The sequence below is a fragment of the Streptomyces sp. ID05-39B genome, from assembly GCF_033794725.1.
Classification (GTDB): domain Bacteria; phylum Actinomycetota; class Actinomycetes; order Streptomycetales; family Streptomycetaceae; genus Streptomyces; species Streptomyces bobili.
The window spans coordinates 1-14,401 of the sequence record NZ_JARGEF010000071.1 but is presented as its reverse complement, the minus strand read 5'-3'; the positions used below and the strand labels follow the sequence as shown (position 1 = coordinate 14,401).

General features: G+C 71.3%; 14 protein-coding genes. 8 read left to right on the top strand and 6 right to left on the bottom strand.

Annotation, left to right across the window (positions count from 1 at the left end; translation table 11 throughout):
* Nucleotides 1-1,332 (bottom strand): hypothetical protein, encoded by a 1,332-nt coding sequence (locus tag P1P75_RS17645; protein ID WP_319256331.1) that lies wholly within the window; start codon nt 1,330-1,332, stop codon nt 1-3.
* A gap of 165 nt (nt 1,333-1,497) precedes the next feature.
* Between P1P75_RS17645 and P1P75_RS17640 the strand changes: the two genes are divergently transcribed.
* Genes P1P75_RS17640 through P1P75_RS17625 form a run of 4 tightly spaced genes read left to right on the top strand, consistent with a single transcriptional unit; the run spans nt 1,498 to nt 4,560 of the window.
* The gene (locus P1P75_RS17640; protein WP_319256329.1) at nt 1,498-1,647 is read left to right on the top strand and encodes a hypothetical protein; all 150 of its coding nucleotides are present in this window, start codon (nt 1,498-1,500) and stop codon (nt 1,645-1,647) included.
* Between the two features lie 21 nt (nt 1,648-1,668).
* On the top strand, nt 1,669-2,841 hold the full coding sequence (locus tag P1P75_RS17635) for a cupin domain-containing protein (RefSeq protein ID WP_319256327.1): 1,173 nt from the start codon (nt 1,669-1,671) through the stop codon (nt 2,839-2,841).
* Nucleotides 2,838-3,746, top strand: coding sequence for an aldo/keto reductase (locus P1P75_RS17630; protein WP_319256325.1), 909 nt, complete (start codon nt 2,838-2,840; stop codon nt 3,744-3,746). The genes P1P75_RS17635 and P1P75_RS17630 overlap by 4 nt, the downstream gene beginning before the upstream one ends.
* Complete coding sequence (locus tag P1P75_RS17625; protein WP_319256323.1) at nt 3,727-4,560, top strand: hypothetical protein; 834 nt, start codon at nt 3,727-3,729, stop codon at nt 4,558-4,560. The genes P1P75_RS17630 and P1P75_RS17625 overlap by 20 nt, the downstream gene beginning before the upstream one ends.
* Before the next feature lie 68 nt (nt 4,561-4,628).
* On the opposite strand, the gene P1P75_RS17620 is transcribed toward P1P75_RS17625, so the two are convergent.
* From P1P75_RS17620 to P1P75_RS17610, 3 genes are all read right to left on the bottom strand, one after another.
* Complete coding sequence (locus P1P75_RS17620; RefSeq protein ID WP_319256321.1) at nt 4,629-5,195, bottom strand: DUF6233 domain-containing protein; 567 nt, start codon at nt 5,193-5,195, stop codon at nt 4,629-4,631.
* A 69-nt stretch (nt 5,196-5,264) separates the two neighbouring features.
* Nucleotides 5,265-5,606, bottom strand: coding sequence for a hypothetical protein (locus P1P75_RS17615; protein WP_319256319.1), 342 nt, complete (start codon nt 5,604-5,606; stop codon nt 5,265-5,267).
* The gene (locus P1P75_RS17610) at nt 5,606-6,247 is read right to left on the bottom strand and encodes a hypothetical protein (RefSeq protein WP_319256317.1); all 642 of its coding nucleotides are present in this window, start codon (nt 6,245-6,247) and stop codon (nt 5,606-5,608) included. The genes P1P75_RS17615 and P1P75_RS17610 overlap by 1 nt, the downstream gene beginning before the upstream one ends.
* 215 nt (nt 6,248-6,462) lie before the next feature.
* Here P1P75_RS17610 and P1P75_RS17605 point away from each other — a divergent pair, with 215 nt between their 5' ends.
* From P1P75_RS17605 to P1P75_RS17590, 4 genes are all read left to right on the top strand, one after another.
* Nucleotides 6,463-8,373 (top strand): pRL2-11, encoded by a 1,911-nt coding sequence (locus tag P1P75_RS17605; RefSeq protein WP_319256315.1) that lies wholly within the window; start codon nt 6,463-6,465, stop codon nt 8,371-8,373.
* An 88-nt stretch (nt 8,374-8,461) separates the two neighbouring features.
* Nucleotides 8,462-9,280: a hypothetical protein gene (locus tag P1P75_RS17600; protein ID WP_319256313.1), complete on the top strand. Its 819-nt coding sequence runs from the start codon at nt 8,462-8,464 to the stop codon at nt 9,278-9,280.
* A gap of 98 nt (nt 9,281-9,378) precedes the next feature.
* Nucleotides 9,379-10,197 carry a hypothetical protein gene (locus P1P75_RS17595; RefSeq protein WP_319256310.1) on the top strand — a complete coding sequence of 273 codons (819 nt, stop codon included), beginning with the start codon at nt 9,379-9,381 and terminating at the stop codon, nt 10,195-10,197.
* Between the two features lie 207 nt (nt 10,198-10,404).
* Nucleotides 10,405-10,758 (top strand): hypothetical protein, encoded by a 354-nt coding sequence (locus tag P1P75_RS17590; RefSeq protein ID WP_319256308.1) that lies wholly within the window; start codon nt 10,405-10,407, stop codon nt 10,756-10,758.
* Nucleotides 10,759-10,988: 230 nt separating this feature from the next.
* On the opposite strand, the gene P1P75_RS17585 is transcribed toward P1P75_RS17590, so the two are convergent.
* Nucleotides 10,989-11,378 carry a hypothetical protein gene (locus P1P75_RS17585; RefSeq protein WP_319256306.1) on the bottom strand — a complete coding sequence of 130 codons (390 nt, stop codon included), beginning with the start codon at nt 11,376-11,378 and terminating at the stop codon, nt 10,989-10,991.
* A complete protein-coding gene (locus P1P75_RS17580) occupies nt 11,378-13,789 on the bottom strand; it encodes a Helicase associated domain protein (protein WP_319256304.1) in 2,412 nt (803 codons plus the stop codon). Before P1P75_RS17580 ends, P1P75_RS17585 begins: the two co-directional genes overlap by 1 nt.
* Nucleotides 13,790-14,401 lie beyond the last annotated feature (612 nt).

Below are 14,401 nucleotides of genomic sequence, written 5' to 3'. Positions count from 1 at the left end.
TCAGGCGGCGAGGACGTCGCGCAACTCCCGTACCGCACGTTCACGGTGGTGCTGGGCGGGGATCGCTTCGTACAGGTCCAAGGCGCGGCGGCGGACCAGGCCGGTGCGGTAGCCGTCCGGCAGCCCGGTCAGGGCGGCGACCGTACGGCGGCACGCTTCCTCGCTCTCGCCGTCATGGTGGGAGCAGGCGGCGCCGTCGATGTTCAGCAGGGTGCGCGTCATCGTGCTGGTCGGCGCAGACAGCTCCAGTGCCCGCGCCTGGCTCTCCCGGGCGCGGCCGGTGTCCCCGAGCGTGGTGAAGGCGTGACTGAGGTGGACGTGGTGCTTCTGCTCGCCGTACGTCAGCCACGTATCCGACCGCTCGCCTTCGGGGAGCCGGGCCATGAGGGCATCGGCGGCGGCGAGCGCGGCGCGGGCCTGCTCGGGCTGATGGTTGAGGGCGTAGGCGCGGGCGGCGACGGCGGCCGCCAACACTGCGGCGGCGGTCGGCAGGGTGCCGGCGGCGTGCCGGGCCTGGTCGGCGAGTCCGGCTGCTGCCTTCGGAGCGCCGTAGTTGAGCGGCACCATCGCCTCGCGCGCCCGGACCCAGGCGTACAGCTGGCCGTCGCCGGATTCGGCGGCAGCGCGGGCGGCCGTAGCGAACCAGGCGCGGGATTCCCGGCGGCTGCCCAGGTCGTGTAAGACGATCGCGGTCATCCCGGCCATCTGTCCGGCCGTGCGGCACAGCCGCGCCCGGACCGGTGCGGGCTGCGGGACGGTGAGCAGCGGGCGCAGGGTCGTGAAGTCGGTGACCATGTCGGCCAGGACACGGGTGGGTTGCTGGCCGTGGTAGCCGTACCCGTAGCTCTCGGCAGCGGCCTCCAGGTCGGCCAGGTCCTGGGGAACGTCGGGGGAGAGGGTCTGGTCGACGTCGGTCCGGGCGGCAGTGAGCGCGGCGAGCGCCGGAGCGGTGAGGCCGGCGGCGAGCGCGCCACGCAGCAGGTTGCGGCGCTTCATCGGATCATCTCCATGGTGGGACTCCGTGCTGAGAACGGCGGTGTCCTCCCAGGGTTGCGCAGCAAGCCCCAGGAGGGCACCGGGAATGCGCAGACCGTCGGCGATTCGCTCGACAGTGGCCAGCGCGGTGACAGATGCGGTGCCCCGGGCGATCTGGCTGACACGCTCGGCTTTGAGCGCACACGCTTCGGCGATCCGGTTGAAGGAGATCCCCACGTCGTGGGCGGTCGCGAAGACCACGGTGAAGTCCCGCTCGTACAGGGCCCGGACGAACGCGGGGTCGGCCAGCAGATGGCGCGGCACTTGGGCGGGTGACGGCGGTAAGTCGTCGTCCACAAGTCCCCCTGAAATCTCGTGGAATGACAGTGCGTCAGCCCAACGACCATACCCACCGTGGGGGCCCCGTCACGGGGTTATCGCCAGGGTCCGCCGTGGCTGTACTGAGGGTGTTCGCGGCCGCGGCTGTCCAGAGCCCGGCTACCAACCACGCAGGAGGATTCCATGCAGAGTCCCGCCACGCCCCCGCCCGCCACATCCGGGCCGTCGACCGGCGGCCTGGTCCGCTCCCGCCGGCAGATCGTCGCCGCCCGGGGCCGCAACGCCATCCCCTCGGACGGCGGCGGCACCGGCAAGAGCGACGGCAACGACTGACGGATCGGGAGCCCTGACGCGATGACGGATCTGTCCATCGCGGCGTGCCTGGGCGAGGACTTCCTCGCCCAGGCACTGCACCGCGAATACCGCCACGTACCCGGCGTGATCGATGTCGCCGGACTGATGACCTGGGACGACCTCAACCAGATCCTGGCCGGCCACCGCTTGGAGCCGCCGCGTATGCGGCTGTCCCGCGATGGCGAGACGCTGCTGGTCGGCGGCTACACCACGCCGGTGGCCACGCGCCGGCACACCGTGTGGCACCGCCTGCACCCGGCCGAACTGCACGCCCGCCTCCAGGAGGGCGCATCCCTCGCCCTGGACAGCGTCGACGAACTCCACCCGCCCCTCGCCCGCCTCTGCGAAGCGATCGAGCGCGACCTCCGTACCCGCGTGCAGGCGAACCTCTACGCCTCGTGGACCAGCACCGAGGGCTTCGGCGTTCACTGGGACGACCACGACACCGTCATCGTCCAGCTGGACGGCGCCAAGCGGTGGCGGATCTACGGCACCACCCGACCGTTCCCCCTCTACCGCGACATCGAGGATCCCGGCGAGGCGCCCACCGAGCCGGTCGCCGACCTGGTCCTGTGGCCGGGCGACGTGCTGTATGTGCCGCGCGGCGTGTGGCACGCGGTCTCCGCCGACCAGGGCACCCGCTCCCTGCACGTCACCTGCGGACTGCAGACCCACACGGCGACGGACCTGATGGCGTGGGTGTCCGAGCAGCTGCTCACGCACGAGGACTGGCGGCGCGATCTGCCGCTGCTTGCCGCGCCGGACGTCCAGGCCGACACCGTGGACGGGATGCGTAAGCGGCTCGCCGAACTGCTGGACGACCCCGGGCTGCTCGCCCGCTACCGGGCCGCGATGGACGGGCAGGCTGTCGGCCGGATGGTGCCGAGCCTGCCGTACATCGACGGCGTCCCCGTCGACGGCGGTCTGCGGGTGCGGCTGACGACCGCCCGCGCGGTGCTGGAGGTCGGCGAGGACGTGGTGACGCTGTCCGCCGCCGGGAGCACGTTCGAGTTCGGGCCCGAGGCGGAGGCGGTGCTGCGCCCGCTGGTCGACGGCCGCACCGTGGACCTGGCCGCGCTCGCCGACGCGGCCGGCCTCGCCCTGGAGGACGTCGTCGGGCTGGTCCAGGAGCTCGTTGCCGGGCAGGCCGCGACGGTGGGGAGCCTTCTGTGACAGCGGAGCTCGCTCTGGGCACTTACCGGTGCCGGGCGATCCCGGAGGCGGCTGCCCGTGCGGCCGCCTCCGGCACGCAGTGGATCGACACCGCCCCCAACTACGCCACCGGCCGAGCCCAGGAGTTGCTGGCTCCGGCCCTGGCCGACCACCCGTCCCTGCGGATCGCGACGAAGGCCGGCTACTTCACCGCAGCCACCGGTGCCGACGCCGTGAACGCTGGTGTCCTCACCGAGGACCAGGCACTGACCGGGCACAGCCTCGCCCCGGCGTACGTGCGCTGGCAGTTACGCCGCAACCGCGAGCAGCTCGGGCGCGACCGGCTGGACCTGGTCCTGCTCCACAACCCCGAGCGCGCCCACCCCGGCGACCGCCCCGCTCTGCACCGCGCGATCCGGGACGCGTTCGCGGTTCTGGAGGAAGAAGTGGCGGCCGGGCGCGTGGCCGGGTACGGCATCGCCACGTGGGCGGGCCTGGAAGAGAAGGCGTTCACGGTGGGGGAGCTGCTCGCCCTGGCCGCCGAAGCCGCGGGCGGACAGCACCACCTGGTCGCGGTCCAGCTCCCGGTCAGTCTGGTGATGATGACGCCGATCACGCAGGCCCTGGACGGCCGTGGCCCGCTGCTGGCCGCCGCCGGGGCGGACCTGCGAGTGATGGCGTCGGCGCCGCTGCACGGCGGTGAGCTCCCCGGCATGGTCGACCAGGAGCTCGCCGACCTCATCCGGCCGGGCCTGACCCCCGCACAGGCGTGTGTTCTGGCGGTCGCGTCATGCCCAGGAGTGACGGACGTCCTCATCGCGGCCTCCAGTACGCCACACTGGAGGGACGCGGCCGACGCCGTCGCTCAACCCTCCCTGACCGCCGCCCAGTTGCGGGAGATCACTGGTGTACTCGCCTCCCCCTGACCCGGACACCGAACAGCGCATGCGCGCCCAGCACGCCCGCGCCGCCAAGGCCCTGGACGTGCGAGTCGAGCCGGGCGGGGAGTTCTGGGGTTGGGCCGGGCGCACCCTGGGTGCCCCGGCCCGCACCGCTTCCGGCGCGCTCGTCTGGCTGCGGCTGGTGTCCGCGCCGGAGGACAAGGCGTCGGGGAAGTTGTGGGACGGCGCCCTGGACGCCCAGCACGCCTTCGGCGACCTCGACGGGCACCGGCCCGCGCTCCTGGGCGTGCACGACGCCTTCGACGACACCACCGCCTACCGGGCGGAGCTGTCGGCCCGCGTCGATCAGCCCGTCCTGTCTGACGACCCGATCCTCCAGCACAACCCCCAACTGCCTGACTCCTGGTGGCAGGAGCTCGCCAGGACGCTGGAGAAGGTGTCGGTGGTCGCCACCGAGCGCGTCGCCGTACGGCAGCAGTACATGGACCGCGCCATCCCCGAGTTCGTCGGCATCCCGGCCCCGGCCGCGCCCTGCTGGACAACCGCCCATGCCGACCTGCACTGGGCGAACCTCATTGCACCACTGCGGATCTTGGACTGGGAGGGCTGGGGCCAGGCCCCGGAAGGCTTCGACGGCGCCACGCTCTACGCCTACACGCTGCTCCAGCCGGACACCGCCGCCCGCGTCCGCGACGCCTTCCCCGTGCTCGGCAGCCCGGCCGCCCTCGCCGCCGAAGCAACCGTGTGCGCCATGCTCCTGCAGACCGTGAGCCGCGGGGACAACGTCGCCCTCGCCGACCCGCTCCGGGACTGGTCCGAGGAACTCCGCCGCCGCTGAACCGGTCCCACCCGCGCGTCCGCGCGGGGCCGCCGCGCCAGGGCCGCCGACGGTGCGGCGGCCAGGGGTCAGGAGTCGTCGGGGGCGGAGTCGGTGATGTGGTCGAAGCCGCGCAGCAGAGGTGTCAGCTCCTGGGCGGCGCCGCACAGCGTGCACAGCTGGGTGCCCGGGTGCTCTGCCGCGTCCAGGGCGCGGTCCACATCGAGCAGCGGCGCACCCGCCGGTGCTTCCTCGCAGTCCGGTGCGTGCAGGACGGAGCGGGCCGGGCCGCGGCCGTCGCGCAGCTTCGCCAGCACCCATCCCGAAGGCCGGCGCTCCCCGAGGACGTCGCGGACCACCGCCTGCGGTGACCGCTCCAGCTTCTCGGTGACGACCTGGTCGTAGTCGACGCCGTCGACGGGGCGTACGTGGTCGGGGGCGCGCACCCACACCCGGTACTCCGCCGCCTCCACACCGCCGTCCTCGCGATCTCTGTACGACGGCATGCCCACCAGGTAGACCCAGCCGGTTTCCGTCTGCCGCCGCTTCCACAGCCGCGCGACGACTTCCTGCTGCTCGGTCCCGAGCAGAGGATCGGCGGGCAGTACGACCCGGACCGGTACCGGCTTGGTCGCGTCATCAGAGGGCGGGGTCACGGCCCCACGGTAAACAGCCGGGCCCGGCCCTCCCACCGGAGGAACGGGCCCGGAGCACGTGCCTGCTCGTCAGCGGGTGCGTTGTTCGATCAGGGGCCCTCGTTTCCAGGTGACACCCTTGGTGTCCTCGTCACGGGCCATCCACACCATGCGGGGACCGCCGTTGTCGGCGGCTTCGGCGATGCGCTCCACCAACGTCGTGCAGAGGTCCGCGGCTTCGTCCTCCTCGATGTCGTCGGTCGGGAATCCGGCCCGCGCGTCCTGGCGGACCCCCTGCCCGCCGGAGAGGGCAATGGTCAGGAACGCGGGCTGTTTCACGTCCCACCACACCTGCTCGATGGTGTCGGCCCGCACCACCCGCACGCCCAGGGCTTCGCTGTGCAGCTCCACCCACACCTCCGCGATAGCCATCAGCCCCGCCCTCCCGATGAGCGCCGCGGCTCCATGCCGATCGCGTAGGCGACGTCCTCGGACAAGCTCTCGTAGGGCAGGCCGGCCTTCTCCACGATCCCGGCGAGCACCCCGGGCTTGGCGTAGTAGGCGCAGTCGGTCAGCCCGGCCTCCAGGCGGGCCAGACGGCGCAGGAAGCGTTCCATGTCGACCGGTCCGCCATCGCGCATCGCCTTCCACGAGTGCGCGTACCGGTTCGCCCAGTCCTGCAGATGACTCGCCTCGCCGTCGAACAGGCCGTCGGCGTCCAGCTTGCCGCGATGGCTGACGCCCATCGGCCGGAGCCGGTGGTGCCGGGCAGCGGAGGGACGGAAGTACACCCAGAGCTCCGCGCCGCTGCCGCCTGAGTCGACCACCACCGACCCGGGCACCAGGTCCCACGCCTTCTCGATGGCGGCCGCGGCCTTGTCGATGTCGCTGGCCGGTCGTCCGGTCACCAGCTGCACGTGGCCGAGCCAGCCGTCGCCGTGCTCCAGCACATCGAGCACTGCTCCCGGCAGCGGTCCGTCCGGACCGGCGATCTCCCGCGCCCACAGCTCCTGCGCGTCCTTGCTGCTCTGGAGGAACTGCTCGCGCCTGCGCTGCTGTTCGTGGTCCGTCATAGGCCCCTCTTCCCGTAGATCAGCCCTGAACCTCCCGTTGTACCGACCGCGCCGCACAGATGGACGGCGTAGGGATTTTTGGGCCAAGAAGTTGTCCACAGATCGCAGCTCAGAGCCCACATTTCGGCGATCTCTATCCACAGGCAAACCGCTTTACGGTTCGTGTCCGCTCTCGGGTGTGAGGTGCCGGGACGCAGAGCGAAAGGGCACGGCCGATGGCACAGACGAAGTTCGACAAGCAGGTTGAGGAGACCGCCGAATCCCTCATGTTCGGCATCGGCCGGTTCCTGGCCGGCCGCCCCATGGACGGTGAGAAGAAGACCGACGCGACGTTCTGGCGGCCGGGCACCCGCGTGCTGCCGAAGGTCGAAGGCCACGTGTCGCGTTCGTCGTACCGGGCCGGGTGGCAGCGCCTCACCTTCCGCATGAGCTTCCTCAGCGCGGCCGCCGGGGGCGGCTGGTGGACCTGGGAGAACCAGGAGACGGCCCGGGACCTGATCGAGCACCGGGACGCCACCCTCCAGACGCTCCAGACAGGCGGGATCGGCGCGGCCTCCGCCGCGGCCGCAGGCGGACTCGCGTACGGGCTGCTGACCCGGGAGCGCCGTGAGCTGATGCGCGAGTGGGTGGTGCCGCTGCACCAGGCCCTCGCGCAGCCCCTCGCCATCGCGGAGCAGACCGACCCGCGCCGCTACCTCCACGTCCCGAAGAACTTCAGCGACGACGACGCGCAGATACGCGTCGACCTGCCGGTGCACCTCAGGTTCTCCCGGGACCTGGTCGCCGACCTCATCACCCAGAAACTCGCCCTCGAGGGCGTGACGTTCTCCTGGCACCCGGCCGGGCGCAAGCCGTACCTGCTGGTGAAGAAGACCCGCCGCCCGCCGAAGAAGGCCGCCTTCAAGGACCCCAAGGTGCGGGACCTGGTGGCCAAGGCCCCGGAGTCCGCACCCGTCATCGGGATCGGCACCGGCAGCAGGGTCGTCTCCGTCGACCTGGACGCCGAATCGCCGCACATCCTGGTCAACGCGAGTACGGGCGGCGGCAAGTCGGTGACCTTGCGGTGCATCACCTGCCAGATGCTCCACCACGGCGCGCAGGCGTACGTCCTGGACTACAAGCGGATCTCCCATCCCTGGGCGCGTGGCATCCCGGCCGTCACCTACTGCGCCGACATCGCCGACATCCACGACGCCCTGATCGAGCTCGGCTGGGAAGGCCGGCGCCGGGTGCGCGTCGCCGACGAACTCGGCATCGACGCCGACCCGGACGCCATCGGCCCGCGGCTGCTGATCCTCCTCGAAGAGGTCAACGCCACGATGAAGCAGCTGGCCCGCTTTTGGGAGAGGACCCGTGAGTCCGGCGACCCGAAGGTCTCCCCGGCGATCGACGCGCTCAACGAGATCCTCTACATGGGCCGCCAGGTCCGCATGCACGTGCTCCTGGTCGCCCAGTCCGCCACCGCCCGCGCCCTCGGAGGCCCGGAGGTCCGCGAGCAGTTCGCCACCCGCATCCTCGCCCGCTACAGCATGAACGCCTGGCGCATGCTCGCCCCCGAGATCCACCCAGCGCCGAAGTCCACCAAGCACCAGGGCCGCGCCCAGGTCGTCATCGGCGGCACCGCCCGCGAGACGCAAGTGCTGTTCTTCACCGACGCCGAAGCCCGCGAGTGGGCCACCACCGGCAGGTCGGCAACACCAGCCGGGATGCGCCCCGCCGTCCCCGCCCAACCCACCCCCGCAGAGCTCCCGAAGGCCGCTGACGGCACGCAGGCCACCGCCCCGGACGACCAGACGCCGACCCCGCGCACCGAACCGGAGACGCCCGCACACACCGCTCTCCCCGCCCAGCAGGACGACGCCGCCGACCCGCCCGGCACGAGCGCGGCGTCGTCAGCGAACCCGGCCCCGGTCGACGACGACCAGGCGGTGGGTCTGCGCGAGGCCCACCAGCACCACCTGCCGGACATCACCATCGCTGCGCTGCGCTACGCCCGCGCCAACGACCGCACGTTCCCCGGCCCGGTCGACAAACGCGGCGCCGAACTCCTCTACCGCGTCGGCGACCTCAAGAAGTGGGCCCGCAACCGGCCCCGCGCCGCCACCGGCACCACAGACCTCGACTGACCGGACCCTGTCCGCTCCAGCCGACACGACCCCCGCCCTGGAGAACACCCGGTTCCCCAGGCACCGCACAGAAAAGGAACACCCCACCATGTGGAAGCCCAAGAAGAGCCCCCTCCCGGAGCTGCTGCGCCTCACCGACTCCGGCGTCCGCGAGCAGCTGGAGGCGCTGCCCGCCGCCAAGGTCCTCATCGGCCTCGGCACCGACAGGCAGCCGGTCTGCGTCGACCTGGACACCGACTCGCCGCACGTCCTGGTCTGCTCCGCCGCCGGCGGCGGCACCTCCACCACCCTGCGCACCCTGACCGCCCAGCTCCTGCACCACGGCGGGCGCGCCCTGGTCCTCGACACCAAGCGCATCTCCCAGCAGTGGGCGCGGGCCCTGCCGACGGTGACGTACCGCCGCGACATCGCCGACATCCACGACGCCCTGGTCGGCCTCCGCGCCGAACTGAAGCGCCGCATCAGCCACCTCGGCGAGCACGGTGACACCGACGACCTGCCCCGGCTGACGGTGGTCTTCGAGGTCGCCAACCACACCCTGCGGCAGCTGGCCGGCCACTGGGACAAGGTCCGCCAGGAAGGTGACCCGAAGACATCCCCGGCCGTCGACGCGTACGAGGAGCTCCTCTTCGCGGGTCGCGAGGCCCGCATCCACATCCTCGCCGGCGCCCAGAGCTACAGCGCCGCGCTGGGACGCGAGCAGTTCTCCACCGTTCTCCTGGGGCGGGTCACCACCCGCACCTGGAGCCAGGCGGCCCCGCAGGTCGCCACCGTCCCGAAGAGCAGCACCCACCCGGGCCGCTTCCACACCGTGCAGGGCCTCACCACCCACCCCACGCAGGCGCTGCTCCTGACCGACGCCGAAGCCGCCGCGTGGGCCGTCGCCACGCAGGCCGAAGACGGCTGACCCCGGATCCGCGCCCTGTCCGGTCCGGCCGACACGATCCCCCTCGCCTGGAAAACACCCGGTTCCCCAGGCACAGCACAGAAACGGAACACCGCACCATGACGACCACGACCACGCTCCCGCAGGTGCTGCACTTCACCGACCCGGGCCTGCGCGAGCAGTTGGAGGCATTGCCCGCCTCGACGGCACTCATCGGCATCGGCACCGACGGAACGGCGATCGCCGTCGACGTCGACAACGCGCCGCACATCCTGGTCTGCACCGGCACCGGCGGCGGCAGCACCACCATCCTGCGCACCCTCACCGCCCAGTTCCTCCACCAGGGCGCCCACGCCCTGGTCCTCGACACCCCGCGGATCTCCCACCTGTGGGCGACGGAGCTGCCGACCGTGACGCACCGCGGCAACGTCGCGGGCATCCACGACGCCTTGGTCGGCCTCGACATCGAGCTGAAGCGCCGCATCGACCTCATCGACCTCGACGGTGACCTCGATGACGTGCCGCGTCTGATGGTCGTCTTCGACCGGGCCGACGACACCCTGCGGCACCTCGCCCGCTACTGGGAGACCTTCCGGCAGGAGGGAGAGCCGAAGAAGTCCCCGGCCATCACCGCGCTCGAGGAAGTCCTGCACGAGGGACGCCAGGCCCGCATCCACGTCCTCTACAACGGCCGGGCCTCCGGCGGCGGCCTTACCCCCTCCGCCCGCGAGCAGTTCGCCACCGTGATCCTCTCCCGGGTCAGCGCGGGCACCTGGCAGCGGCTCGCCCCGATAGCCGGCCCCGCCCCGAAGCCCAGCCCACACCCGGGCCGCGTCCACGTCGTCCAGGACCGCACCGCCCACCAGACCCAGGCGATCCTCCTGACCGACGCCGAAGCCGCCGACTGGCTCACCGCCACGGCGGCCGGAGAGATCTGACCCGGCCTGGCCCCCTCCCCGGCTCACCCGCCGGGGAGGCCGCCGGTAGGGTTGCCAACCCCGGTTCGTTCCGGGTTCACCCGCCTGAGCGGGAGTCCCCCTCGCAGCACAGCCCGCCCGCGCGGGCCCAACCCTGGCCTGGCCAGAGGCCGCTGCACTCCGGCTACCGCCTCAGCGGCTGCCGGTCGACGACCGAGGAAAGATCGCATGCCAACCACCATGACCCTCAGCACCGTGTCCAGATGCCTGGGCGAGGCTCCCGATGAGATGATCCGAAACTTCATCAACGGAGGCGACGCCGCCTGGCGGGCCTGGGTAGATGAGAGCGGCGCGTTCGAGGACATGGTGCGCGCCTTCTTGAGCGCCGTCGATGCCCGGCTCCCAGAGGGGGCATGGCTGGCGGGCGATGAGATCCACATCCTCGCCGGGCAGCCCCAGGACGTAGAAGCGGCGATTCTCGCGGAGGTCCGCAAGCGACTCGGGGACATCGACGCCGTCCTGGAAGCGATCGTTGAGGAACACGCTCCTGTCACCCCCAGGCTGGAAAACAGCGAGCCGTGATGCACCACGGGCCCTGGGGGAGCGGCCCAGGATCCCAGCTCCTACACGCACACCAGTGCGATGCCTGCACCTCAGCGCCCCCGGCATCGCACTGAAGTGCGTGTAGGCCCTGGGGTCTTGGGCCGCTGACCCCGGACAGCGAAAGACCCCGGGCCGCCCAGCGCGCCCGAGGTCCTGCTCACCAGCCTTACGCCGCCCCCGACTTAGTCCGAGGGCGGCGTGACCTGCTCTCACCAGTCGTCGGGTGCGCTGCCCACCCACGCGACCGGCTGGCCCTCGCTGTTGTGGCCCCAGTGCGGTTCCTCCATCGAGGTCTCGTGACCGTCGGGCAAGACGCAGATCCGTCCCCAGCGGCCGTGCTTGCCCGCACAGAGCCCGGCGAGCCGGTCCGCGTCGCCGTCGCGCACGGCCTGGTCGTAGCGGTCCTGGAAGGGCTGGAGGCGGGCGCACAGCTCCATGCCGAGCTGCGTCTCCGCCGCCTCCACCTGTGCCCTCGCCTCCTGCACCTGCGGGTCGGACAGCACGAACGAGATGGCCCTCTCCGCCTCCGCGAAGGCACTGTTGCGGACGTGGCCTCGCACGGCTTCCTGCACGCGCCGCTCTTCCCCGGCTGCGGTCATCACGCCGCTCCTTCCGTGGCCGCCCACTCCAGCCCGAGGCCGGCCAGCGCGGCGAGCTTGTCGACGGTCAACTTGGCCCGGCGGCTCTTGCTGTTGGACAGGAACACCCCGAGCTTCACCTCCGACCCGTCCGGCAACGCCTCTACGTGGCCCCTAGGGACCGTCACAGAGCCCGTGCGGGCCTTGTACTGCGCCAGGGCCGCAACGCCCCTCTCGAAGGCGCTCACGGGCGCCGTGGACGGCCCCGCGGACACGTCCGGCACCGGAGCCGGAGCCGATGCCAGAGGGGTGACGCCGACGGCCTCCAGGCGCTCGCGCTGCCCGTCGGCCAGGGCCTCCCACACCTCGGGCTTCCGCTGCCGGGCCAGCCACTTCCCCACGTCCATCCCGTGCACGGTGAAGCCGGGCAAGACCTCCGCCGGGCCTTCCTCGTCACGCACCAGCTCGCGCAGCGCGGCGTAGTGCCTCTGCCACTCGGTGGGCCACAACGGGTTCCAGTCCTCGTCCACGGCCGCCAACGCCGCCTCCCACTCCGGGTGTTCGGCCAGCGCACCGGGACGGCGCAGGTTGGACAGCCACTGCCCCACCGGCTTGTCCAGCGCCGCCGCCGACCGGGGAGCGCACAGCGTCCAGTGCTCCTGGTAGTACACCCGGGCCGCCGCCAGGTTCTCCTGGAACCGCGCATCGGCCGCCGACCAGGCCATGCCCAGCTTCTCCAGCCGCGCCGCGCGCCGGCCGTTCATCTGCCCGGCCCCGTACGCACGGCGCTGCTCCGCGACCCAGGTCCCCAGCGGGAACGCGCCCTCCTTGTGCTCGTACGGCACCAGGGCGTGGCCCTCACGCTCGGTGAACTCCTTGAGCTTCGCCCAGCCGCGCGCCCAGTCCTGCCGCTCCGTGTCGATCACATTGAAGCTGACCCAGTTCGCGACCATCGCCGGATCACGCGGAGCCGCAAAACGGAGCAGCAGCCGGGTTTCTTCCTCGTTATCACCGGGCGCGGCACCGATGTACTCGGAGGGCTGCGCAACGTCCTTCTGAGGCTCCTGCGGAATCGCCAGCAATTCCACGGCCTCTTCATCATGAGCCCGCAGACCCTCAAGAACTTTCACCAAAGGCCGGTACGAACCCGAAGTGAACATATCCTCCGGCGTCTCGTCGGGCTGGAGGAATACCGGCACGATCAAAGAGGCGAGCTTTCCCTCTCCGGGCTTCTGACGCAGCGCGCGGCCGATCGCCTGCACGATGTCGTGCGGCGCACCCTTGGGGTCCAGCAGGGCCACGGAGTCCACGGCCCGGATGTCCACGCCCTCCCCGAGGACGCGGCAGTTGGAGAGCACGGCCCGCCGGGCGGTGGAACCGAACTTGCCCAGCACGTCCCGCCGGCGCTCCGGGACGTGCTCGCCGCACAGCCAGTCCGCCCAGATCTCCGCCGGGTACTTCTCGGGCTGGTCGGCGTGCAGCCGCTTGGCCACGCGCTCCAGGCCCTCCGCGTACGCCGCGGCCTCTATGGTCCGGTGGTGGAAGGTGATGCAGGTCTGGAGGTTGTGCTGCTCCATCGTGTGCAGCAGCGCGGCCTGGAGGGCGCCCAGGCGCTGCCCGCGGACCTCCTCGGTGTGCCGCTCCTCGCCCATCAGCCGCTCGGGCGTCACGACCGGGTCCTGGAGCTCTAGGACGATGATCTGGTACCGCGCCAGCAGCTTGCGCGACACGGCCGACGCGAGCGAGAGCTTGTAGAGGACCGGCCCGAAGACCTTCTCGTCGTCCATGGAGGCCGCCATCTCGCGCGGCAGCGGGTCGCGTACCCCTTCGGCGACCTCGCGGTTCAGCCGCTCCTCCCAGATCCGCGGCGTCGCCGTCAGGTACAGCCGGCGGTGCGCCGGGATCTTCGTCTGGTCGTGGATGTCCGCCCACGCCTTACCCATCGAGCCGGACGTCCGGTGCGCCTCATCGACCACCGCCAGGTCCACCGGGGCGAGCTTCTGGCCGTAGGCGCCCTCGAACGCCTCCGTGAGCACGCCCAGCGACGCGTAGGTGGCGTAGATGGTGACCGGTCCGGCGCTGTGCCACAGCGCCAGCTGCACGGGGTTGGTGGTGCTCCGGACGCCCAGGTGCCACAGCTCCGGATCGTCCAGCGGCGAGCACACCATGACCGCCGGCCCCTTGTGCCCGGCCCCGCTCCACGCCTTCACGGTCTGCGCCAGGAGATCCAGGGTCGGCACCACAACGAGAATGCGGCCCTTGGGCACAATCCTTTTCGCGGAGGCCGCCGCGATGATGGTCTTTCCCGTTCCGCACGCGGCGTGCACCTGCCCGCGCAAGCCATTCCAGGGAATACCGCCCGGCGGGATATCGAGGCCGCGCACAATGGCGGCTACGGCCTCAATCTGGTGTTCACGCAGTTTCACGGCCATTCCCGTGTTCTCCTTTTCGCGGAATGCGGCGCGTAATAGGAATGAGAGTCCGGCGCGGTGAGTGGCGGGCCGGGTAGTGGTGTCTGATCCCAGACTCTACACACTCAGCACCCGTGATGCATCACCCATACGGCAGCTTCCCCCTGTAGGCTGATACTTGGCTGAATCTCGCCCCGCGCGCACGGTTCATAGGGTATGCTGGCGGGGTATTAGTGAACGCGAGCGACCGGTTTCGGGAGTTGGGGAGGGGTTCGGGTGGAGCGCAGCGGAGCCCGTCACTACGGTGGGGCCGGCACCCCGTCAGGCCGACGGTCCGTCACTTCCGTTCCGGGGGTGGTGGCCTGGAACCCCAGGGGCTACACAGTCCCGCGCGTGATGCACCTCCCCTTGCTGCCAGCCCCGGCATCCGCGCTTGCGCGGGTGCCCTCAATTCGCGCTTGCGCGAATTGAATTCCTTTCGGAATTCCGTTTACGGAATTCCATTCCGGCGCTTGCGCCGGAATTCGAATTGCGCTTGCGCAATTCGCGCTCTATGCCCCGGCTTGCCGGGGCATATCCCGCTCCACGCCTTCACGGTCTGCGCCAGGAGATCCAGGGTCGGCACCACAACGA

Bases quoted from the DNA above. Each gene is read 5' to 3' on its own strand.
- P1P75_RS17605 (WP_319256315.1), top strand. From the start codon at position 6,463: ATGGCACAGACGAAGTTCGACAAGCAGGTTGAGGAGACCGCCGAATCC.
- P1P75_RS17640 (WP_319256329.1), top strand. From the start codon at position 1,498: ATGCAGAGTCCCGCCACGCCCCCGCCCGCCACATCCGGGCCGTCGACC.
- P1P75_RS17595 (WP_319256310.1), top strand. From the start codon at position 9,379: ATGACGACCACGACCACGCTCCCGCAGGTGCTGCACTTCACCGACCCG.
- P1P75_RS17585 (WP_319256306.1), bottom strand. From the start codon at position 11,378: ATGACCGCAGCCGGGGAAGAGCGGCGCGTGCAGGAAGCCGTGCGAGGC.
- P1P75_RS17615 (WP_319256319.1), bottom strand. From the start codon at position 5,606: ATGGCTATCGCGGAGGTGTGGGTGGAGCTGCACAGCGAAGCCCTGGGC.
- P1P75_RS17580 (WP_319256304.1), bottom strand. From the start codon at position 13,789: ATGGCCGTGAAACTGCGTGAACACCAGATTGAGGCCGTAGCCGCCATT.
- P1P75_RS17590 (WP_319256308.1), top strand. From the start codon at position 10,405: ATGCCAACCACCATGACCCTCAGCACCGTGTCCAGATGCCTGGGCGAG.
- P1P75_RS17635 (WP_319256327.1), top strand. From the start codon at position 1,669: ATGACGGATCTGTCCATCGCGGCGTGCCTGGGCGAGGACTTCCTCGCC.
- P1P75_RS17600 (WP_319256313.1), top strand. From the start codon at position 8,462: ATGTGGAAGCCCAAGAAGAGCCCCCTCCCGGAGCTGCTGCGCCTCACC.
- P1P75_RS17610 (WP_319256317.1), bottom strand. From the start codon at position 6,247: ATGACGGACCACGAACAGCAGCGCAGGCGCGAGCAGTTCCTCCAGAGC.